This is a genomic window from Streptomyces sp. NPDC000878, assembly GCF_053599695.1.
The window spans coordinates 12,274-34,269 of sequence record NZ_JBSFMT010000093.1 but is presented as its reverse complement, the minus strand read 5'-3'; the positions used below and the strand labels follow the sequence as shown (position 1 = coordinate 34,269).

14 protein-coding genes are annotated in these 21,996 nt (G+C 72.4%); 7 read left to right on the top strand and 7 right to left on the bottom strand.

What is annotated here, in order from left to right:
- Positions 1-104: 104 nt before the first annotated feature.
- Positions 105-3,197, bottom strand: coding sequence for a glycoside hydrolase family 2 TIM barrel-domain containing protein (locus ACWDR4_RS44535; RefSeq protein ID WP_450417205.1), 3,093 nt, complete (start codon positions 3,195-3,197; stop codon positions 105-107).
- A gap of 286 nt (positions 3,198-3,483) precedes the next feature.
- Here ACWDR4_RS44535 and ACWDR4_RS44530 point away from each other — a divergent pair, with 286 nt between their 5' ends.
- The 3 genes from ACWDR4_RS44530 to ACWDR4_RS44520 all read left to right on the top strand — a co-directional run bounded on the left by ACWDR4_RS44530 (position 3,484) and on the right by ACWDR4_RS44520 (position 7,981).
- Positions 3,484-5,868, top strand: coding sequence for a SpoIIE family protein phosphatase (locus ACWDR4_RS44530; protein ID WP_450417203.1), 2,385 nt, complete (start codon positions 3,484-3,486; stop codon positions 5,866-5,868).
- A gap of 104 nt (positions 5,869-5,972) precedes the next feature.
- Positions 5,973-6,569, top strand: a complete 597-nt coding sequence (locus tag ACWDR4_RS44525) for a DUF4232 domain-containing protein (protein ID WP_450417202.1) — start codon at positions 5,973-5,975, stop codon at positions 6,567-6,569.
- A 137-nt stretch (positions 6,570-6,706) separates the two neighbouring features.
- Positions 6,707-7,981 carry an arsenic transporter gene (locus ACWDR4_RS44520; RefSeq protein ID WP_450417208.1) on the top strand — a complete coding sequence of 425 codons (1,275 nt, stop codon included), beginning with the start codon at positions 6,707-6,709 and terminating at the stop codon, positions 7,979-7,981.
- A 21-nt stretch (positions 7,982-8,002) separates the two neighbouring features.
- Here ACWDR4_RS44520 and ACWDR4_RS44515 read toward each other — a convergent pair whose 3' ends face one another.
- Positions 8,003-9,934, bottom strand: a complete 1,932-nt coding sequence (locus ACWDR4_RS44515) for a ricin-type beta-trefoil lectin domain protein (protein WP_450417200.1) — start codon at positions 9,932-9,934, stop codon at positions 8,003-8,005.
- 495 nt (positions 9,935-10,429) lie between these two features.
- Positions 10,430-11,434, bottom strand: coding sequence for a helix-turn-helix domain-containing protein (locus ACWDR4_RS44510; RefSeq protein WP_450417199.1), 1,005 nt, complete (start codon positions 11,432-11,434; stop codon positions 10,430-10,432).
- Positions 11,435-11,497: 63 nt separating this feature from the next.
- On the opposite strand from ACWDR4_RS44510, the gene ACWDR4_RS44505 reads away from it, so the two are divergent.
- Complete coding sequence (locus ACWDR4_RS44505; RefSeq protein ID WP_450417197.1) at positions 11,498-12,337, top strand: phytanoyl-CoA dioxygenase family protein; 840 nt, start codon at positions 11,498-11,500, stop codon at positions 12,335-12,337.
- Between the two features lie 62 nt (positions 12,338-12,399).
- Here the strand turns inward: ACWDR4_RS44505 and ACWDR4_RS44500 are convergent, their stop codons facing one another.
- From ACWDR4_RS44500 to ACWDR4_RS44485, 4 genes are all read right to left on the bottom strand, one after another.
- A complete protein-coding gene (locus ACWDR4_RS44500) occupies positions 12,400-13,110 on the bottom strand; it encodes a hypothetical protein (RefSeq protein ID WP_450417196.1) in 711 nt (236 codons plus the stop codon).
- A gap of 53 nt (positions 13,111-13,163) precedes the next feature.
- The gene (locus ACWDR4_RS44495) at positions 13,164-14,132 is read right to left on the bottom strand and encodes an aldo/keto reductase (protein WP_450417195.1); all 969 of its coding nucleotides are present in this window, start codon (positions 14,130-14,132) and stop codon (positions 13,164-13,166) included.
- Between the two features lie 57 nt (positions 14,133-14,189).
- A complete protein-coding gene (locus ACWDR4_RS44490) occupies positions 14,190-17,006 on the bottom strand; it encodes a helix-turn-helix transcriptional regulator (protein WP_450417193.1) in 2,817 nt (938 codons plus the stop codon).
- A gap of 102 nt (positions 17,007-17,108) precedes the next feature.
- Entirely contained in the window at positions 17,109-17,303 is a 195-nt protein-coding gene (locus tag ACWDR4_RS44485; protein WP_450417192.1) for a hypothetical protein, read from the bottom strand.
- Here ACWDR4_RS44485 and ACWDR4_RS44480 point away from each other — a divergent pair.
- The 3 genes from ACWDR4_RS44480 to ACWDR4_RS44470 all read left to right on the top strand — a co-directional run bounded on the left by ACWDR4_RS44480 (position 17,302) and on the right by ACWDR4_RS44470 (position 21,993).
- Complete coding sequence (locus tag ACWDR4_RS44480) at positions 17,302-18,174, top strand: endo alpha-1,4 polygalactosaminidase (RefSeq protein ID WP_450417190.1); 873 nt, start codon at positions 17,302-17,304, stop codon at positions 18,172-18,174. The two genes, ACWDR4_RS44485 and ACWDR4_RS44480, sit on opposite strands and share 2 nt — an antisense overlap.
- 157 nt (positions 18,175-18,331) lie before the next feature.
- Positions 18,332-21,070 (top strand): helix-turn-helix transcriptional regulator, encoded by a 2,739-nt coding sequence (locus tag ACWDR4_RS44475; RefSeq protein WP_450417189.1) that lies wholly within the window; start codon positions 18,332-18,334, stop codon positions 21,068-21,070.
- 98 nt (positions 21,071-21,168) lie between these two features.
- Positions 21,169-21,993: an alpha/beta fold hydrolase gene (locus tag ACWDR4_RS44470; RefSeq protein WP_450417187.1), complete on the top strand. Its 825-nt coding sequence runs from the start codon at positions 21,169-21,171 to the stop codon at positions 21,991-21,993.
- The last annotated feature ends 3 nt before the right edge of the window (positions 21,994-21,996 follow it).

Below are 21,996 nucleotides of genomic sequence, written 5' to 3'. Positions count from 1 at the left end.
CCCCGTCCGGCGATTGAGGACAAGGCCCGTTCAGGGCCGACAGCGGGGGTTCGGGGGCGGCAGCCCCCGAGGATGGGAACGGGTAAGGGCGGCGGGGGCGAGAATCAGCCCGCCGGTGCCTCCAGCTGACTGATCCGTACCGCGCCCCGCGCCTCCCCCGGGTAACGGCTCGTCAGGTCCAGCCGCAGCCCGCTACCCCGTACCGCCGCGAAGGTGATCACCGTCGGTGCGTCGGAGCCGTCGGCCCACTGGACGGTCGCCTCCGGCACCGGCACATACCCGTCGCCGTCCCACACCGACACCCCTACCGACGCAGGCAGGCTGTGTGTCGCGTCCACCGTGAAGGAGACCTCGACCCTCGTGAAGTCGCGGGCCCTCCCCCAGTCGACCGAGACCCAGTCCTCCGCGCGGGCCCCGCTGAACGCGGGCAGCAGCGCGGTCGGTGCCTTGTGGAAGCCGTTGGACCAGCCGGTGCCGGGCACGCCGTCGAGCATCGCGGCGGGCAGGGTGTCCGGGCGGCCGGAGTAGCTTGCGTCCGCCACCGGGTACACCTGCGCCCCCGGGCCCGGGTCGGGCGCGAAGGGCGTGGTCGGCGTCAGCGCTTCGTCGCGTGACGGCATCGTACGGACGACGACCGACCCCGTGCGCAGCCCCGCCGACCGGGCCGTGACCTTCAGCCGCCCCGTCTCCACACCCGCCCGGACCATGGCAAGTGCCTTACCGTGGAAGGCGGTTCGTGTGCTCGCCTGGTAGCGCTCCGCGCTCTCCTCGCGCCCGTTGTCGAGGCCCGCCAGCGAGCCGCCGCCGTCGACCTCGAAGGCGAGCAGGTGCTCGGCGTCGGGCACGGTCACGCCCCGCGCGTCGACCACGTCAGCCGTCACGAAGCACAGTGAACGGCCGTCCGCCGCAACGGACTTTCGGTCCGCCGTCAGGCGTATCGCGTGCGCCTCGCCCGCCGTCCGCAGGACGTCCATCGCCACGATCCGGCCGTCCCGCCGCGCCACCGCCTTCAACTCCCCGGGCGCGTACGGCACATGCCAGGTCAGATGCAGCTTTCCCGCGCTGCCGTTCGGGCTGGTGTAACTGCCGGGCCAGGCGCCGGAGGTGACCGTCTTGTCGTCGCCCGTCGCCTCCGTGGTCTCCAGGTAGACGCGGCCGTCGACCGTCTTCTTCGTGTCGAACCGCCTTGTCCCGCACGACTTTCCGTTGAGGAACAGCTCCACCGTGTCGACGTTCGCGTAGGCCCAGACCTCCACCGTGTCGCCCGGCTCGTGGTTCCACGTCATGGGGAGGAGATGGACCATGGGGTCGTTCGTCCACTGGCTGCGGAACAGGTGGTATATGTCCTTGGGGAAGCCCGCCGTGTCGACCGCGCCGAAGAAGGACGCCTTCACCGGGAACACGTCGTACGGGGTCGGTTCGCCGATGTAATCGATGCCCGACCACAGGAACTCGCCGGCGAACCACTTGCGGTCCCGGTCCTTCTTCAGGCCGTACTCGCCGCTCATCGTCCAGGACGCGAGGTTGTTGTCGTACGAGGAGACGGCTCGTTTGCCCGGCGTGTGGTTCTCGCCCGTGTTCAGGCGTTCCGGCTCCTGGTAGGCGCCTCGGGTGGAGGTCTCGGACGAGGACTCCGACTCGAAGAGGAACAGGTGCGGATAGCGGGCGTGCAGGGCGTCCACGGAGGCCGCGGTGTTGTAGTTGAGGCCGAGACCGTCGAGCTTGGCCAGGATCAGGTCGCCGGGGGTACCGGGGGCGGGCACACTGCGGTGGCGGTGGGAGCCGATCACGACCGGGCGGGTGTCGTCGGACGCCTTCACCGCTGCGATCAGGCGGTCCGCCATCGCCAGGCCCGAGGTCGACGTGAACTCGGAGATCTCGTTGCCTATCGACCACATCAGGACGGCCGGCGAGTTGCGGGCCGCCTTCACCATCTCCGTGATGTCCCGGTCCGCCCACTCCTCGAAGAACCGGCCGTAGTCGTAGCGGGTCTTGGGGCTGCGCCAGCAGTCGAAGGCCTCCACCATCATCACGATGCCCAGTTCCTCACAGACCTGGATCATCTCCGGCGAGGGCGGGTTGTGCGAGGTGCGGAAGGCGTTGACACCCATCGACTTCATGATCGTCATCTGGCGGCGGATCGCGTCGATGTCGACAGCGGCGCCGAGGGCGCCCAAGTCGTGGTGGAGATCCACTCCCTTGATCTTGTGCTGGGTGCCGTTCAACTGGAAGCCCTCGTCCGGGTCGAAGCTGAAGCTCCGGATGCCGAAGGTCGTGCGGTGGGTGTCCACCGTGGTGCCGCCGACGCGCAGTTCGGTCTTCAGGGTGTAGCGGTGCGGGGTCTCGATGTCCCACAACTTCGGGTCGGGGACCGTGAGTTCATGGGGCTCCGTCGACCGGTCGGTGACCGTGGTCGTGGACGAGGTGCGGGCCACCGTACGACCGCGCGGGTCGACGATCCGGGAGACGACCTCGACATCGGCGGCGGCGTCGGACTCGTTCACCACGGCGGTACGTACCTGGACCACGGCCCGGTCGTCGGTGATCTCCGGTGTCGTCACATACGTACCCCAGCGCTCCACGTGCACCGGCTCGGTGACGATCAGGCGGGCCTCGCGGTAGATGCCGCTGCCCGAGTACCAGCGGCTGCTGGGCAGTCGGTTGCGCACTCTGACCGCGAGCACGTTCTCGGTGGTGCCGTCGGTGTGCAGGAGGTCGGTGAGGTCGAGGGCGAAGCCGGTGTAGCCGTAGGGGTGGCGGCCCGCCTCCGTGCCGTTGCAGTAGACGTACGAGTCCATGTAGACGCCGTCGAACTCCACCGAGATCCGCTTGCCGGCGAGCGCGGGCGGGAGGGTGAAGGACAGGCGGTACCAGGCGAGGCCGCCGGGGAAGAAGCCGGTGCCGCTGGTCGTGCCGTGCTCGGTGGTCGGGGTGAGTTCGATGCTCCAGTCGTGCGGGACGGCGACCGTCCGCCACGCCGAGTCGTCGTATGCGGGGTCGGGGGCGTTCTCGTACGCGCCGGTGGGGTCGGTGATCCCGCCCGGGTCGACCAGGGCGAAGCGCCAGCCGTCCCGGAGCGGGACGGTTCGGCGGGCGGCCCGGTCGGCGGCCCGCGCGTCGGCCGCCGTGCCCAGTAAGGCTCCGGCCGCCGGGGCGGACGTACCGGCGATCAGGACCGATCTGCGCGTGACCGTCATGGCGGCTCTCCCTCGTCAGGGCCCGGAAGTCCCACCAGGGCCCAGAAGTAATCACAACTGATCGTTAGCAAACAGATTCTGACGGTGAGGAACATGCGCCCGTCAAGGGGCCGGTGACGTACTTCGGTCTCACCTGTCACAACGGCCTGATTCGGGCCCCGGACGGCGGTCCTCGCCGGGGTCCGGGGACAGCGGTGTTCCCGACCGTGCGGCGGCAGGACGCATTACTGTGGAACACCAGTGACGTCCCCTGCTCACTGTGAGTGTTCACGATGGAGTGGCGACGATGAGTCCGGTGTACCCGTTCGACGATGCCGCCACGGCGCGGGCCGTCGTCGACGAGCGGGGCACACTGACCGGCTGGAACGAAGGCGCTCGCAGGCTGCTGGGCTGGTCGGCGGCCGAGGTGCTCGGTCGTCCCGCCGCTTCTCTGCTGGCCGACGGCGGTCCGCCCGGGCCCGGCCGCCCGGCGCAGGACCCCTGGTCCGGCACCCTCGCGCTGCGTCACCGCGACGGCGGGACGGTGTCCACCTGGCTCCTCGCCCACCACCGGCCGCCCCCGGACGGCGGGCCGGCCGAATGGCTCGTCCTCACCCCGCTGGAGAGCGGGCGGCGACCCGAGGACGACCCGCTGATGCGGGCCGCGCTGGCCCAGGCGCCCTGTGCGACGGCCGTCTACGACGACCGGCTGCGGCTGCACGGCGTGAACGACGCCATGGCCGGGGTCATCGGGCTGCCGCTGGAGCGCATCCGAGGGCTCAGGATCGCCGAGATCGGCGGCAAGGAGCGCAGCGCGGAGCTGGAGCAGCACATGCTCGAGGTGCTGACCAGCGGCCGGGCGAAGGACGTGCAGACCTATCTGCAGACCGGCGGCGAGGACCGCGCGCATGCCTGGCTGGCCCGGCTGGCGCCGCTCAAGGACGCCGAGGGGCGGGTGCGGGGGGTCTGTTTCGCGGCCCATGACTTCACCGAGCAGTACCTCGCCCGGGAGCGGCTCCAGCTGGTGAACGAGGCGAGTGTGCGCATCGGCACCACCCTCGACGTCACCCGAACGGCTCAGGAGCTGGCGGACGTCTGTGTCCCGGCGCTCGCCGACTTCGTCAGCGTCGATCTGCTGGACCCGCCGCAGCACGGCGGCGACCACCGTCCGGCCGAGCTGACGGCGCCCATCAGCCTGCGCCGGGCCGCCCACCGCTCGATCCTCCCGGGCAACCCGGAAGCCGTGGCCAAGCCGGGACAGCTGGACCAGTATCCCGTCTCCTCGCCCCAGGCCGACTCCCTCCTCGCGGGCCGCACCATCGTGGCCACCGTGCCCTCCGGCGCCCTCGAACAGTGGCTGGCCTGGGACAAGGCGCGCTTCAACCGCGTCAAGGAGTTCGGCATCCACTCCACGATGTCCGTACCGATCACGGCACGCGGTACGACCCTCGGGGTCGCCGTCCTGACCCGGTACCAGCGGCCCGACCCGTTCACCGACGACGACGCGCTGCTCGCCGAGGAGGTGACCGCCCGGGCCGCCGTCTGTATCGACAACGCCCGCCGGTTCTCCCGCGAACGCGAGACGGCCCTCGCCCTGCAGCGCAGTCTGCTCCCCCGGACCCTGCCGCGCACCGCCGCCCTCGAAGCGGCCTCGCGCTATCTCCCGGCGGCGCGGGCCGGGGTGGGCGGCGACTGGTTCGATGTCATCCCGCTGTCCGGGATGCGGGTCGCGATGGTCGTCGGGGACGTCGTCGGCCACGGCATCCAGGCCTCCGCCACCATGGGCCGGCTGCGCACCGCCGTGCGCACGCTCGCCGACATCGACCTCGCCCCGGACGAACTGCTGACCCACCTCGACGACCTCGTCGTACGGCTGTCCGCCGAGGCCGGCGGCGAGGGCGGCCCGGGCGAGGTCGGCGCCACCTGCCTGTACGCGGTGTACGACCCGGTGTCGCGGCGCTGCACCCTCGCCCGCGCCGGGCATCCGCCGCCGGTCATGCTCACGCCGGGCGGCAGACCCCGGCAGGTGCGGCTGCCCGCCGGTCCCCCGCTGGGGCTGGGCGGGCTCCCGTTCGAGTCGACGGAACTGGAGCTGCCCGAAGGCACGGTCCTCGCCCTCTACACCGACGGGCTGATCGAGAGCCGCGAGCGGGACATCGACGCCGGTCACCGGCTGCTGTGCGAGGCGCTGGCGGCGTACGCGGACTCGCTCGACGAGACCTGCGACCGTATCCTGCACACCCTGCTCCCGCCGGGCGGCGCCGCCGACGACGTGGCCCTGCTGCTGGCCCGCACCCAAGGGCTGCCCGCCTCCCGGGTCACGACGTGGGACATCCCGGCCGATCCGGCGCTCGTCGGGCCGATCCGCAAGCAGGTCGGTGAGCAGCTCGACGTCTGGGATCTGAGCGAGGCCGCGTTCACCACCGAGCTGGTGGTGAGCGAGCTGGTCACCAACGCCATCCGGTACGGCTCGCACCCCATCCGGCTACGGCTCATCCATGACGCGGCCAGGCTGATCTGCGAGGTCTCCGACAGCAGCCACACCGCCCCGCATCTGCGGCGTGCGAGGACCTTCGACGAGGGCGGGCGCGGTCTGCTGCTGGTCGCCCAGCTCACCGAGCGGTGGGGCAGCCGGCACACACCCGACGGGAAGACGATCTGGGCGGAGCTGTCGCTGACGGACGAGATGTGACTCCTGACTCCATCGGTGCGTGAACCATTTTGGTTCCGGCCGCATCGGACACTCGTGACGGTGCACGAGACGCCGTACGCGCAGTGACTTCCAGGAGTGTCGACATGGCGATCTTCCGTACATCCCGAGCCGCGCTGCTCGCCTTACCGGTTCTCTTCCTCGGGGCCTGCGACAACGGGGGCGGCACGGCCACCCCGTCGGCACCCTCCCAGTCGACAGCCGTCACTTCGACGGCCGCTCCTTCGACGGCCGTCCCGTCGACCGACACCCCGTCGACCGGCGACACCCGCTGCCGCACCGCCGACCTGCGGGCCTCGGTCGGGCGGCTCGATCCGGGCGCCGGGCAGAAGAACTTCCCCGTCGTCCTCACCAACGACTCCGACCGCGTCTGCACCCTGCGTGGTTACCCGGGCGCCGCCTTCGTGGACGCGGCCGGCAAGCAGCTGGGCTCCGATCCGAAGCGGTCCGAGGCCACGCCGACGACGGTCGAGCTGGCGCCGGGCGGCAGTGCCTGGGCGGGCCTGAGCTTCGCCAACCCGGAGATCAGCGAGGCCGAGACGGCGACTCCGGCCGAGTTGCTGGTCACCCCGCCGGACGAGCGGGACCCGTTGAAGGTGACGTGGGAGAAGGGCGAGGTGCCCGTCGGCGGGAACGAGTCGTCGGTGTTCCTGACGGTCTTCGGCCCGGGCAGCGGCGCCTGACCCGGTGGGCGGGCCGGTCGGCGGTGCCTGACCCGGTGGGCGGGCCGGTCGGCGGTGCCTGACCCGGTGGGCGGGCCGGTCGGCGGTGCCTGCTTTCATGGGTGGGTTCCGATTTTTCCGTCCCGGAGGACCGAACCCTGAACTCCGCGTCCGCCGAGGCCCTGTCCGTCGTCCTGCTCGTCGCCGTACTGGCCTGTGCCGTCGTCCGCCCCTTCGGGCTGCCGGAGGCGGTCGTGGCGGTTCCCGCCGCCGGGCTCGTGGTCGTCACCGGCGCGATCTCGCCGGAGCACGCGTGGCAGGAGGCCGAGCGCCTCGGGCCGGTGGTCGGCTTCCTCGCGGCGGTACTGGTGCTGGCCCACTTCTGCGATGTCGAGGGGCTCTTCCGGGCCTGCGGGGCATGGATGGCCCGTCGGGCGGGGAACCGGCCCAAGCGGCTGCTGACCTCGGTGTTCGTGCTCGCCTCGGCGATCACTGCCGTACTGAGCCTGGACGCGACCGTCGTCCTGCTCACGCCGGTGGTGTTCGCCACGGCCGCCCGGAGCGGGATCCGGTCCAAGCCGCACGCCTACGCCTGTGCACATCTGTCGAACACGGCGTCGCTGCTGCTGCCGGTCTCCAACCTCACCAACCTGCTGGCGTTCAGCGCGAGCGGGCTGAGCTTCACCCGGTTCGCCGCGCTGATGACGCTGCCCTGGCTGGTGGCGATCGGCGCCGAGTACCTGGTGTTCCGGCGGTTCTTCGCCGCCGATCTGGCCGTGCCCGCGCAGGACGTGCCGTCGCCCGGGGAGACGGACACGCGGGACGAGCCCGCGCTTCCCCTGTTCGCCCTCGTCACCGTGGGCTGCACGCTGGCCGGGTTCGTCGTGGCCTCCGCGGTGGGCATCGACCCGGCGTGGGCCGCGCTCGCGGGGGCGCTCGTGCTCGCCGGGCGCGCGCTGGTGCGGCGGCACGCGACCCCGGTGACGGTGCTGCGGGCCACGGCGCCCGGGTTCCTCGCGTTCGTGCTGGCGCTGGGCGTCGTCGTCCGCGCGGTCGTGGACAACGGGCTCGCCGACGCGCTCGGCCGGGTGCTGCCCGACGGGACCGGACTGGTCGCACTGCTCGGGATCGCCGCGCTGGCCGCCGTACTCGCCAATCTGATCAACAACCTGCCCGCGGTGCTCGTGCTGCTGCCGCTCACCGCCACGGCCGGTCCGGGTGCGGTGCTCGCCGTGCTGCTCGGGGTGAACATCGGTCCGAACCTGACGTACGCCGGATCGCTGGCGACCCTGTTGTGGCGGCGGATCGTGCACCGGTACGAACACGAGGTCGGCATCGGGGAGTTCACGCGGCTCGGGCTGATCTCCGTGCCGGCCGCGCTGATTCCGGCCGTGGTGGCGCTGTGGGGCTCGCTGCTCGTCCTCGGGGGCTGAGGGGCGGGCGGAACCCGCTCGTCAGCGGCCTCCCCAGCCGCCGTATCCACCGCCGTAGCCGTAACCGCCGTATCCGTACCCGTAGTTGTTGCCGTTGCTTCCGTACTGCCCGTTGGAGGAGCAGGCGTAGTAACCGTAGTAGTAGCAGGGCACGTTGGACGGGTACGAGGCCGACGGGGTCGGCTCGGCCGTCGACGGGGTCGGGGACGGCGCGACCTGTGTGGGCGTGGGGGTCGGTGTCGGGGTCGGTGAGGGCGCGGGGCTCTTCTTGACGACCGGGGCTCTGGACTCGGTGGCCGCGTCCCAGTTGACGGCCTCCATCTGGAGCGAGGGCGACGAGGAGTCGAAGACCCAGTGCTGGTCGGCGGACTCCTCGCGTGACTTCACTACCAGCGCGGTCTTGTTCTTGGCGTCGGCGGGGGTCAGCGCCAGGTCCTGGTCCCAGCGCGGGACCAGGGCGCCCTGGAGGGTGAAGTCGTAGCGCACGTTCTTCGTGGCGGGCTGGGCGGCGCCCGTGCACGGGGCGAGCTGGACGGAGTAGCCGAGGTGGGAGTCGAGGCAGAGGTCCGGGGCGGCGAGGCTGCGCAGCAGGCCGTCCTTCTCGTACGACCACTGCTGGCCGGCCGCCGCCGAGCAGTTGGTCAGCTCGGTCTCCGCGCCCTTGACGGGCTTGCCGCCGACGGTGCCGATGCACAGTCCGGACTCGACGTTGTGCAGCCGGCCGCTCAGGGCGCCCTTCGTGGTCTCCCCGGCGCCGATCCAGGAGGGGTCGTTGTCGGCGGTGCCGGAGCCGTTGGTGGCGGTGTCCGAGGGGCTGGTCTCGGCCGTCGGGCCCTCGTCGTCGCTCTGGCCGAGGGCGTTCCACAGGACCAGCGGCAGGAGGACCAGCGCGCTCACGGTCGCGACGGCGAGGGCGCGGTTGCGGCGGCGGACCGCGCGCCGGGCCGCCTTGTGCGCGGAGCGGTGCGATCCGGGGCGGACGACCAGCTCGGTGGAGACGGGTGCCGTGGTGGGCATGGGCGGGGCCTGGGCCAGGACGCGCGGGACCGGGAGCAGGCTCTCGACCGTGGCTATCTCGACGATCGGGGCCTGCTCGACCTCCACGATGGCGCTCTCCGCGGCGCGTCCCGGGCGGGACTCCAGATAGGCGCGCGCACCCCAGCCGAGCACGCCCTCGGCCAGCGCGAGGGCGAGGTCGCCGTTGAACTGGTTGAGCTGGTCGGCGGCGTACCGGCAGTGCTTGCAGTCGGAGAGGTGCTTGGCCAGATCGGGGTCGACGTCCAGGCTGCGGCGTCGGCAGGTGACGTCGATCAGCCGGATGTAGCGGCGGCACTCCTCCCGGGGCACGACCTCGCGGTGGACGTGCAGACACTCCTCGCGCAGGCGGCCACGGGCCCGTCCGAGTTCCACGGCGGCGTCGGTCACGCCCATGCCCAGGAGGGCGGCGGGTATCTCCAGCGGTTCGCCCTCGACCTCCGCGTGCCACAGCAGACAGCGCGCGGACTGCGAGAGGTTCTGGAACGCCCTGGAGAGCAGCCGCCGGTCGGGGGCGGGCAGCAGACGGGCGGCGACGCGGTTCCCGCCGCCGGGTGTGGTGCGCAGTTCGGGGTGGAGCATCTCGTGGCGGTGGTCGCTCTCCCACTCGGCCGCGAGCCGGCGCACGGTGACCAGGAGTTGGGGCCGCCAGGCGGAGGTGGGGCCGTTGTGCCGCAGGGATTCGCCGAAGAGGCGGGTGAAGGCGGCGGTGGTGAGCATTCCGGCGGGGCTCGGGCCGCTGGTGCACAGACGGGCGTAGGCGAAGGCGGCTTCCCAGTGCCGGTCGAGCAGTTCACCCACGGGATGGAGCGCGGGCGTCGTCCCCGTCCACTTCTGCAGCTCGGCGCTGAGTTCGACATCCGAAGCGTCGTATGCGGGAGCTGGGGTTGGGGAATTCGACAGGCCTGCGTCTTTCACGTCTGCATTCCTCCACGGACAACGCGGGTTTTAGTCCATACCTAGCGGTATGCGACCCGGCCGACGAAACGACAGGATCGGACCAAACGGGGAATCGGCATCGCGAACGCCCGCAGCGGACAGCTCTTTTGGAGCGGGGAGTCAACGGGGACGCCGCGTACGTGCAGGGGAAAAAAGACTGTCCGCACGCCGACGTGCACACCTTTGCACAGCTCATCGAGCTGGAACAAGAGATCACGCCGTTTTCCGCATTCCAGCACGGCCTAATACGGTTGACGACATGTCAATGGGATGCATCCTTTTGGGATTGCCACTGTATCAACATCCTCATTGCAAACGGTATTCAGTTCACTCAGGACTGTTTCGCAACCATTGGCGGTAGTCCACTGCCGGTGGCGCAAAACCGCCTGTCTACGCCGTCCCGCCACCGCTACCTGCGCGTTTCCCCAGCTCACGTTCCGGACCTGTGGTAGATCCCTGCAACACACGGCACCGTCACGTGAGTTGACCGGTTCCTTCACCTCGCTGCCCAGGAGCCGCCACAGAACCAATAGCGGACTCGGTTACCGCTGGTACGCGCCTGCACAGCGTCCGGTACGCGCCCGGCGGCGTCCCGTGACGTTCACGGAACACCCGGTTGAAGTGGAAGGGGCTGGCGAAGCCGGAGGCGACGGCGACACGCTCCACCGGCAGGTCCGTGGCCTCCAACAGCCGGGCCGCATGGCGCAGTCGGGCCTCGCGCAGTGCCCGCATCGGGGACCGGCCGAGCTGCTCGGTGAACAGGTGCGCGAACCGCGAGGGCGAGAGCGCGACGCCCTCGGCGAGCGACCGGACGGTGTGCGGGGCGGCGGGATCGGCGGCGATGAGGGCTTCCGCACGGCTCACCCGGTCGTCGATTCCCGGCCGTTGTGGAAGGGGCCGGGCCGCTGCCGAGGCGAGCAGAACGATTTCCTCCAGGGAACAGAGGGCGAGTTCCCGGGCGGCGGTGCCGTGTGCGACGGCTATCGGGCTCTCGGGGACCGACGGAGTAGCGGAATCGGGCGGGGAATTGAACGGCCGTGTGTCGCTGCCCGGCCAGCGGGCGTCGGACAGCATTCGGGCGAACGCCGTCGCCATCCGGTCGTGCAGGGCGTCCGGCACCGGGGCGACGACGTACATGCCGTCGCCGACGGCGTACGGGCTCAACCAGGCCGTCCAGGACGGGCGGGCCTGGCAGTGCGCCCACCAGAACCGCCAGTGCCGGGCGCCCGGTTGGACCAGATAGCGGTGGCGCACTCCGGGGCCGAGGACGACCAGGTCCCCGGCGCCGGCCCGGACCCCGGCCGCGCCCTGAGTCAGCAGACCGTGGCCCCCGGTCGTCCAGGTGAACAGCCAACTGTCGGCGCCCTGCGGCCGGTTGACGGCGTACCCCGGTCCCTCGTCGTAGCGCCCGACGGTCACCAGACCGGGCGGCGGTGCTGGGACAGCGGTCTCGGGCAATCCGTCAGCGTTCACGGGCATCCTCCCCCGGGGTGCGGCGCCCCTAGTGTGACGGCGAGTCGCAGCGGACCGAAGGAGTGGACGATGACAGTCACAGGCATCGGCGCCGCCGGCGCCCCCATCCTGCCGGAGGAAGGGCGCCGACGGTTCGAGGAGGACGGATTCACCGTCGTACGGGGTCTGTTCGGGTACGAGGAGATCGCCGCGCTCCGTGCCGAGTTCGCGGCGCTGCACGCGGACGGTCCGGTGCCGGGGCATTTCGAGCCGCGGCCGTCCGGGCAGGACGGGCACCCGGTCGACCCGTTGGACGCGTATCCGCGCGTGATGCAGCCGCACGAGTTCCACGAGCCGTCGCTCGGCCTGCTCCTCGACCCCCGGCTGCGTGCCGTTCTCGAGGTGCTGCTCGGTGAGGAGGTGCTGGCCGCGCAGAGCATGTTCTATTTCAAGCCGCCGGGTGCCCGGGGGCAGGCGCTGCACCAGGACAACTTCTATCTGCGGGTCGAGCCGGGGACCTGTGTGGCCGCGTGGATCGCCTGCGAGTCGATCGACCGGGGCAACGGCGGCCTGGAGGTCGTGCCGGGCACACACCGGATGGACCTGTTCTGTCCGGAGGAGGCGGACGCCGGGGTGTCCTTCGCCCGGGATTACGTGCCGCCGCCGCCCGGTCTGGCCACGGTGCCGGTCGACATGGCGCCGGGTGATGTCCTGTTCTTCAACGGCAGCCTGGTGCACGGCTCGCAGCCCAACCGCAGCGCCGACCGGTTCCGCCGCTCGTTCATCGGGCACTACGTGGGCCGCTCGGCCGAGCGGATCGGCCGCTTCTACCGCACGGTCTCAATGGACGGCGCCCGGGTCCGGCTGCGCGAGAGCGAAGGCGCGGGGCCGTGCGGTACGGAGTTCGGGGCGACGTCCGCGCCCCACTGACGGCGGCGTCCGCCCCGCACTGACAGCGGCGGCGCCCGGTCGCCGTCAACCGACTCCGACCGTCAACCGACCCCGGCGGTCTTCGTCAGCACCGCGAGCCGGGGTCGTACGGCGCTCAGCCGGCGCCGTATGTCCTCGGCCTCCGCGTGCAGTCGGCGCCCGCACGACGCGACGTCGGCCCGTTTCGCGACGGTGGTCCTGCCGTCGGAGAGCCGGTCCAGTTCGCCTTCCAGCGTGCGCAGGGCACGCCCCAGTGAGCGGCTTCGGACGCCGTCGTCGGCCAGGGTGTCGAGGTCGCGCCGGGCCGCCGCCGTCGACTCCGCGGCGTCGGTGAGGATCGGCCGGCACTCGGTACGGAAGCGCCCGAGGGTGTCGAAGAGGCCGGCGCGCTCGTCCTCGCCGTCGCGGTGGTTGTCGAGGATCCCGTCCCAGAGGCCGGACCACTCCGTGAACACCGTTGCCGCGTCGTCCAGTCGGGCCGCCGTGTCATGCCTGGCGAGCGGGGTCCACGCGTCGAGGTCGGTGAAGTACTCGCCGAAGATGGTGTTGTGCCGGGTGAGGACCTCCTCGTTACCGGCCATGAGCCCCCGGCACTCCGCGCGGTTCAGCCCGATCCGCTCGTCGATGAGCCGCTGCACCTCGTCCCGCAGGAAGGTGATGCGCCGCAGGCTCACCTCGACCTCGTAGAACCCGGCCGACGCGTCCCGCAGCGCCGACTCCGCGCGCCCGAGCGCCTGTTCCCGCTCGCGCCTGCCCCGCCCCCACGGCCGCATACGCCGCCCCCTCCCCGGATGTGCGCCGATCATGCCATGACCGGTCCGGAAGGTCAGTGGCCGCTGATCGGGTGCGGGGTGTACGGCTGCCCCAGTTCCTCGATCTCCTTGTCGGTCAGGTCGAGGTCGACGGCGGCCACCGCGTCGTCGATGTGGTGCGGCTTGGTGGCGCCGACGATCGGGGCGGTCACCGGGTTCTGGCGGAGCAGCCAGGCCAGGGCCACCTGGGCACGGGGAACGTCCCGCTGAGCCGCGATACGGGCGACCGCCTCGACGATCGTGCGGTCGCCCTCCGGGTAGAGGGTGCGGCCGAAGTCGTCGCGTTCGCTGCGCTCGGTGGTGGTGCCCCAGTCGCGGGTGAGCCGGCCACGGGCGAGCGGGCTCCACGGCAGGACGCCGACACCCTGGTCGGCGCAGAGGGGCAGCATCTCGCGCTCCTCCTCGCGGTAGAGGAGGTTGTAGTGGTTCTGCATGGACACGAACCGGGTCCAGCCGTGTTCCCGGGCCGTGTACTGGGCCTTCGAGAACTGCCAGGCGTACATCGAACTCGCCCCGATGTAGCGGGCCTTGCCCGCCTTGACGACGTCGTGCAGCGCCTCCATCGTCTCCTCGACCGGGGTGACGGGGTCGTAGCGGTGGATCTGGTAGAGGTCGACGTAGTCGGTGCCGAGGCGGGTGAGGCTGTGGTCGATCTCGGTGAGGATCGCCTTGCGGGACAGGCCGCCGCCGTTGGGCCCGGGCCGCATCCGGCCGTGCACCTTGGTGGCCAGCACGATCTCGTCCCGGCGGGCGAAGTCGGCGAGCGCCCTGCCGACGATCTCCTCGCTGGAGCCGTCGGAGTAGACGTTCGCCGTGTCGAAGAAGTTGATGCCGGCGTCGAGGGCCTGGCGGATCAACGGGCGCGACGCCTCCTCGTCGAGGGTCCACTCGTGGTTGCCGCGGTCGGGAAGTCCGTAGCTCATGCAGCCCAGACAGATCCGCGACACGTCCAGACCCGTCGAACCGAGCTTCACGTACTGCATCGTTGCTGCTCCTGCCTTCGGCCGGGGTACGAGTACGAGAGCGAGCGTACGTCCTGGCTAGGAGCCGTCCGGCAGCGCGTCGCGCAGTTGGGCGCGGCCCGTGATGCCGAGTTTGGGGAAGACGCGGTAGAGGTGGAAGCCGACCGTGCGGGGTGAGAGGAAGATGCGTTCGCCGATCTCGCGGTTGGTGAGGCCGGCGGCGGCCAGGCGGGCGATCTGGAGCTGCTGCGGGGTGAGTTCGGCGAGGGCGTCGCGGGGTGCGGTGGTGGGGGTGACGCCGGCGGCCCGCAGTTCGGCGCGGGCGCGTTCCGTCCAGGGGCGGGCGCCCACCCGCTCGAAGACGTCCAGGGCGCTGGTGAGCAGCGGGCGGGCCTCGACCGAGCGGCGTCGGCGGCGCAGCCACTCCGCGTGGTCGAGGCGGACCAACGCCCGCTCGAACGGCCACTGTTCGCCGTCCGGGTCGGCGAGCGCGGCCGTGAAGTGGGCCTCGGCCTCGTCTCCGTCGCTCAGCAGTGCGCCCGCCCGGTGCAGTACGGCGTCCAGCCGCGCGGAGATCCGGCCGGCGGCGAGGCGGCGCCGGGTCGCGTCGACGATCCGGCGTGCCTCGTCGGCGTGGCCGGTGCGGACGGCCGCTGCGGCGAGGTCGGCCAGGAAGTAGTCGGAGGCCTGGAAGTGCACCGGCTCGGGCTCGGGGTCCTGGGTGTAGACGGCCCGGAAGCGGGCGTAGGCGCCGGCGTGATCGCCCTCGGCGAGGGCGGCGGCGCCGAGCGCGTAGTGCGTGCGTACCTGCAGACTGCGGGAGCCCGGCAGATCGATGCCGTGGACGGCCCGCTGTACGGCGGCCCGGGCCACGTCGGGGTCGCCGCGCAGGGCGAGGATCGTGGCGCCGAGGACGGGCGCGCCGACGGCCACGACCTCCAGGCCCGCCTCGGCCGCCGTGCGGTGGGCCTCGTCGCCGATCGTGCGGGCCTGGGTCCAGGAGCCGCTCTCGTACAGGGTGGTCGCGAGGACCCAGGCGACGGTGGCGTTGACGCCGGCCGTCGGGGAGCGCCGCAGCTGGTCCAGGGCGGCGCCGAGCAGCCGGACGGCTTCGGTGGTCTCGTCCAGGACCCAGGCGGCGGCGCCCACGACGACCAGCCGGGACAGTCTGCGGTCCCGGGCGACCCCGCGCGGGTGTCCGGTCGGGTGCTCGGTCCAGTCGGTGCCCCTGAGCAGCGCGAGGGCCCGCTCGCGGTGGCGTACGGGGTCGCAGCCGGCCAGCGCCCACAGTCGGGACGCCTCGTCGTCCTGGGGCGGGACGCGGTCGGTGACGCGCTGGATCCGCTCGCGCGACGAGGCGTCCCCGGAGTGGTAGTTGGCGGTGGTGGCCGTGGACAGGGCGTCGAGGGCGAGGGCCGGGTCGGTCTCGACGGCGGCCTCGGCGACGGGCAGCAGGAAGCCGAGCGAGTCCTCGAAGCGGCTGGTCACGGCGAGCGCCCAGCCGGCCCGGAGCGAGGCCTCGGCCAGGACGGCCGGGTCGTCGGTGAGGGTGAGGGCGTGGGTGGCCAGCTCGCTGACCCAGCGCGGGTGTCCGGCGTACATCGCCATGGTCGCGGCCCGGACCAGGCGCTTGGCGCGGACGTCCGGGTCGGGGCTGAGCCGGGCCGCCCGTTCGAGTGCTGCGGCGGCGCCCGCGTAGCCGCCCCGGCGCTGGGCGCGGCCCGCGCTGTCCTCCAGGCCCTGGGCGGCTTCCTCGTCGACGCCCAGGACGGCGGCGGCCCGGTGCCAGGCGCGCCGGTCGGGGTCGCCGGTGAGGACGTCGGCGAGGGCGGTGTGGGCCGCGTGGCGCTCGGCGTAGCTCGCGGACTGGTAGACGGCGGAGCGGATCAGCGGATGCCGGAAGCGGAGCCGGCCGTCGTCGATGCGGACGAGTCCGGCGCGTTCGGCGGGCCGCCAGTCGACGGGGGCGGCGGTGTCCCCGGCGGCGGAGAGGATGACGGGCAGTTCGGCGGTCTCGGCGGCTGCGGCGAGGAGCAGCAACCAGCGGGTGGGGGCGGGGAGTTCGGGCAGGTCGGCGGCGAAGATCGCCTCCAGCCGGTCGGTGAGGGGCAGTTCGTCGGTGGCGCCGTCCTGTCCGGCGTCGGGGTCGCGGCTGACCGCGCGGGCGAGTTCGACGAGGGCGAGGGGGACGCCGGCCGCCTGGTCGAGGATGCGGGAGCGGGCGCGTCCGACGGGCGGTTCGGGCTGGAGGTCGAGGAGGCGTCCGGCGGCGGCCGGGGGCAGCGGCTCGACGGCCAGCTGCCGCCTCTCGTAGGCGAATTGCGATGGTACGGCGTTGTCGCGGGCGGCCAGCACCATCGCGACCCGTTCCCCTTCGAGGCGCCGGGCGACGAAGGCGAGGACGTCGAGGGTGCCCACGTCGAGCCAGTGGGCGTCGTCGATGACGAGCAGCAGCGGCTCCCGGCTCGCCGCGTCGGAGAGCAGGGTGAGGGCGCCGAGCGAGGTGAGCAGCGGGTCGGCAGCCGTGTCCTGTGTCTGCTCGGGGTCCAGCCCGAACACGCCGAGCAGTGCGGCCCGTTGGCGTACGGGCAGGCCACCGGCCAGGTCCAGTACGGGCCGCAGGAGTTGGTGCAGTCCGGCGAACGGCAGCCCGGACTCCCCCTCGCAGCCCCGGCAGCGCAGGACGCGCAGTCCGGCCCGGCGGGCGGTGCGTCCCGCGGCGTCGAGCAGCACGCTCTTGCCGGCGCCCGGTCCGCCGGTCACGACCAGGACGGCGGGCAAGGTGCCCGGCAGATCGGCGGGTTCGGCCATGGCCTCGTCCACCAGGTCGGCGAGGAGGGCGAGTTCACGGTCACGGCCGACGATCCACTCCTCGCCGGGACGGGAGGGGTTCATACGGCGGCACCGGTGGGGCGAGCCGAGGAATCGCGTAAGGCCGACGCGTTGCGGTCTCCGTTCATGTCATGACCATAGACGGCCAGATAACTGACCGACGAGTCAGGAGAGACCGCCCTGGGCCGACTTGACTGGGCGCGTCCCGGAGGCTTTGATCCTGATCGTGCCGAGGCCGTGTGCCCCGGTGCGCAGAGGTGCGCCCAGCCGGTAGTGGACCAGGTTCGAGTCCGGCCCGAGTCGCCAGGAACGCCACGGCGTCCGAGGCGGGGCCGTACCCGCGACTGATGGAGCGGACATGCCCGTCAAGGGTGTATCCCGCGTCGGACGTCCCGGGACGACGGCGGTCGTGCTGGCGACCGTCTGCGCGGCCCTGTGGGGACTCACGGCGTGCGGTTCACCGCCGCAGGCGGACAACGACACGCGGCCCGACTCGACGCCCTCGCCCACCACTTCGGCCGAGGTCCGGCTGCCCCCACTGCACGTCGGCTTCGACTACCAGATCGGCGGCGCCTACCGTCCTCCGGCGGGTGTGCGGATCGTCAGCCGCGACCGTACGGCGGCTCCCGCGCCCGGTCTCTACAACATCTGCTATGTCAATGCCTTCCAGGCGCAGCCCGGTGACGAGAAGGCGTGGCCCGCCGATCTGCTGCTGCGGAACCCGGACGGCGAGGTCGTCGTCGACGAGGACTGGGACGAGGCGCTGCTCGACATCGGTACGGCGGCGAAGCGGAAGCGGATCGCGGCGCGGGTGAACGAGTGGGTCGACGGCTGCGCCGACAAGGGCTTCGACGCGGTCGAGCCCGACAACTACGACAGCTACACCCGCTCCGACGACCTCCTCACCGCCGCCGACGCCACCGCCTTCATCACCCTTCTCTCCCGGCACGCGCACGCCCGCGGGCTGGCCATCGGCCAGAAGAACACCGTGGAGCTGGCCGGGCTCAGGAAGAAGGCAGGGCTGGACTTCGCGGTCGCGGAGGAGTGCGGGGAGTTCGACGAGTGCGGGGAGTACGCGGAGGCGTTCGACGACCGGGTCGTCGTGATCGAGTACACCGACTCCGGGCTGCGCAAGGCCGTCGCGGCCTTCGGCGACCGGCTGAGCATCGTCCGCAGGGATGTCGACGTGTCGATGCCGGGCAGCCCCGAGTACGTCCGTAAGACCCGCTGATCGGACAACATCCGGCGCCTCAGCCGGTGTTGAGGCCGGAACGGGGACATCGTCCCCTGCTCGGGCGGTGCTCCTGTTTGAATGTGAGGGCTTCACAGAAACCACACAGTCCAGCTGTCCCCGGCCTCCAACTGAGGCTCTCCTGAAGGGTGTTGGGTTGATCCTCAAAGGGCGTGCGGCGGAACGGGAGTTACTGGATCAGCTCGTCACCGATCTTCGCGCGGGGCTGAGCCGGGTCGAGCTGCTGCGCGGGGACGCCGGCATCGGGAAGACCGTGCTGCTCGACCACGCGGCGACCGAGGCCGCCGGGCTCCGGGTGCTGCGCGTCGCCGGTGTCGAGGCGGAGGCCGGTTTCCCGTTCGCGGCGCTGCACCGGCTGCTCGTACCGTTCCTGGAGGCGCTCAAGGAGCCCGGGCCGCTGTCGGCGGCCCAGCGCGAGGCGTTGCGGGTGGCCTGCGGGCTGGCCGACGGGCCGCCCGCCGACGGTTTCCTCGTCGGGCTGGCGACGCTCACCCTGCTCGCGGAGGAGGCGAAGCGGCGGCCGGTGCTGGCGCTCGTGGACGACGCCCAGTGGCTCGACGAGGAGACCCTGGGCGTGCTGGCGTTCGTCGGGCGCCGGGTGCACGCGGAGGGGGTCGGGCTGCTGTTCGCCGCGCGCACCGGGTTCGACGTACCGGCGGGGCTGCCCGTCACCGAAGTCACCGGGCTGGCCGAGCCGTTCGCGCTGGAGCTGCTGCGCGAGGCCGTCGCCGGGCCGCTGGACGCCCAGGTCGCGGCGCGGATCGTGACCGCCACCGCCGGAAACCCCCTCGCGCTGGCGGACCTCGGCCAGGAACTGTCCGCCGACCAGCTGGCGGGCGGCCTCGCGCTGCCCGAACCGCTGCCGGTGGGCGGGCGGTTGGAGGCGCACTACCTCCAACGGGTGCGCGCACTGCCCAAGGCCGCGCAGACCTGGCTGCTGCTGGCCGCCGCCGAACCGGGCGGCGACCTCGGCTACGTCACGGGCGCGGCCAAGCGGCTCGGGATCGGCCCCGAGGCGTCGGGCCCGGCCGAGACCGCCCGGCTGGTGGTGCTGCGGGCCGCCGCCGCGTTCCGGCATCCGCTGGTGCGTTCCGCGGTGTACGGGGGTGCCACCAGCGTGGAGCGGCGGCGCGCCCACCGTGCGCTGGCCGAGGCCACCGACCGTCCCGCCGACAGCGACCGGCGGGCCTGGCACCTGGCCGCCGCCGCGCTCGGTCCGGACGCCGAGGTCGCGGCGGAGGTGGAGCGCGCGGCCGACCGGGCGGGCGCCCGGGGCGGGTTCGCGGCCCGCGCCACCTTCCTCACCCGGGCCGCCGAACTGACCCCCGAGGACGGTGCCCGGGCCGGGCGGCTGCTGGCGGCGGCCGAGGCCGCGCTGCGGGCCGGGGCACCCTTGCAGGCGGAGTCGCTGCTCGACGCGGTGGACGTCGGTCTGCTCGACGCGGCCGGCCGGGGCCGGATCCTGCTGGTCAGGGCCTACGCGGTCCTTGCGCTGGGCGACGCGGACTCGTTCTCGCGGGCGCCCTCCCTGTGTCTGCGGGCCGCGCTGCTGCTCACCGAGGGGGCGCCGGAGCTGGCCCGCGAGGCGTTCCTCCAGGCGATCCACGGCATCATCACCGCGGAGCACCTCGGCCGGGACACCTCGCCGGCCGAGGTCGCCCGGGCCATCGAGACGCTCGTCCCGCGTTCCGGTCCCGCCACCGGCGTCGATCTGGTGCTGCGCGCGTTCGCCGTGCTGGCCCTCGACGGCTACGAGAGTGCCGTTCCGCATCTGCGGCGGGCCTGCGCGATGGTGCTGGACCCGCGCACGCCCGACGAGGAGGTACTGCGCGCCTTTCTGCCGACCGTGACCATGTCGATGATCCGGTGGGACGAGCGGACCCAGACCGCGGTGCTGCGCCGGGCCGCGGACGTGGCCCGGGCCGCCGGCGCGCTCATCCAGCTGGACAGCGCCCTGTACTGCGCGGTGATGTCCGAGACCAACCTCGGCGAGCTGGCCGGCGCCGACGCCCTGCACGCGGAGGGGAACCAGATCCGGGCGGCGATCGGCGCGACCGACGATGTGTGGGCGATCTACCGGCATCCCGAACTCCTGGCCTGGCACGGCGACTCCGAGAACCTCGACGCCATCCTCCAGGGCTCGATGGAGGCGGGCACCTGGCTGGGTGCCGGTGCGGTCCAGTCGATCGCCCGTATCGGGATGACCGTGCTGGCCCTGAGCCGCGGCGACTACGCCACCGCCCGCGACCACGCTCACGCGCTGGTCGAGCACGACGCGTACGGCGTCCACTCCCGGCTCCTCCCCCACCTCGTCGAGGCGGCCGTACGCTGCGGCGACCGCGTCCTCGCCACGGCCGCCCTGGGGACGCTCGCCTCCCGGGCGACGGCCGCCGACACGCCGTGGGGGCTGGGGGTGCTGGCCCGCTGCCGGGCCCTGCTCGCCCCGGCCGACGAGGCCGAGCCGCTCTACGCCGAGGCGATCGAGCTGCTGTCCGGGACCCGGGCGCGGGCCGATCTGGCGGTCGCCCATCTCCACTACGGCGAGTGGCTGCGCCGCCGCAAGGACGCCCGCGAGCAACTCCGTACGGCGGTGGGCCTGTTCGACGCGATGGGCGCCACCGGCTTCTCGGCCCGCGCCGCCCAGGAACTGGCCGCGACGGGCGAACACCCCCAGCGCGGACCCGCCGGAACGGCCAGCGCGCTCACCCCGCAGGAACTCACCGTCGCCCGTCTCGCGAAGGGCGGCGCGACCAACGCCGAGATCGCCGCCCAGCTGTTCATCAGCGCGAGCACCGTCGACTACCACCTGCGGAAGATCTTCCGGAAGCTCGACGTGACGTCCCGGCGGCAGCTCGCCCAGGCCCCGGGACTCTGATCCGGGGTCACGACTACGCGCTCCACGGGGTACGGGGCCCGCCGGACCCGACGACGATCAGGGGGTCGGACAAGTCCCGCAGACGGGAGCACACCCCCATGCCATACGTCACCGCAGCGGACGGCGCGGAGATCTTCTACAAGGACTGGGGCCAGGGCCGCCCGGTCGTCCTGGCCCACGGCTGGCCGCTGAACTCGGACAGCTGGGAGGCACAGCAGCTGTTCCTGGCGACCCACGGCTTCCGGGCGATCGCGCACGACCGGCGCGGTCACGGCCGTTCCACCCAGACCTGGCACGGCAACGAGATGAACACGTACGCCGACGACCTGGCCACCCTCATCGACACCCTCGACCTGCGGGACGTGACCCTCGTCGGGTTCTCGACCGGCGGCGGCGAGGTCGCCCGCTATGTCGGCCGGCACGGCACCGGGCGCATCGCACAGCTCGCGCTGGTGTCCGCCGTACCGCCGTTCATGCTGAAGACGGACGACAACCCGGGCGGGGTCACGGGCGAGGTCTTCGACGGGATCCGGGCCGGTTCGCTGGCCGACCGCTCCCAGCTGTACCGGGATCTGGCCGACGGGCCGTTCTTCGGTCACAACCGGCCCGGCGGACACGTCTCGCAGGGCATCCGGGACGCGTTCTGGCGGCAGAGTCTGCAGGCCGGGCACCGGGGCGCCTACGAATGCGTCGCCGCCTTCTCCGCCACCGACTTCCGCGCCGACCTGGACGCCTTCGACGTACCGACGCTGGTCGTGCACGGCGACGACGACCAGGTCGTGCCGATCGACGTCGGCGGCAGGGCCTCGGCGGCCCGCATCAAGTCGGCGACGCTCAAGGTCTATCCGGGCGCACCGCACGGCATCACGGACACGCACAAGGACCAACTGAGCGCGGATCTCCTCGACTTCCTCAACTCCTGATCC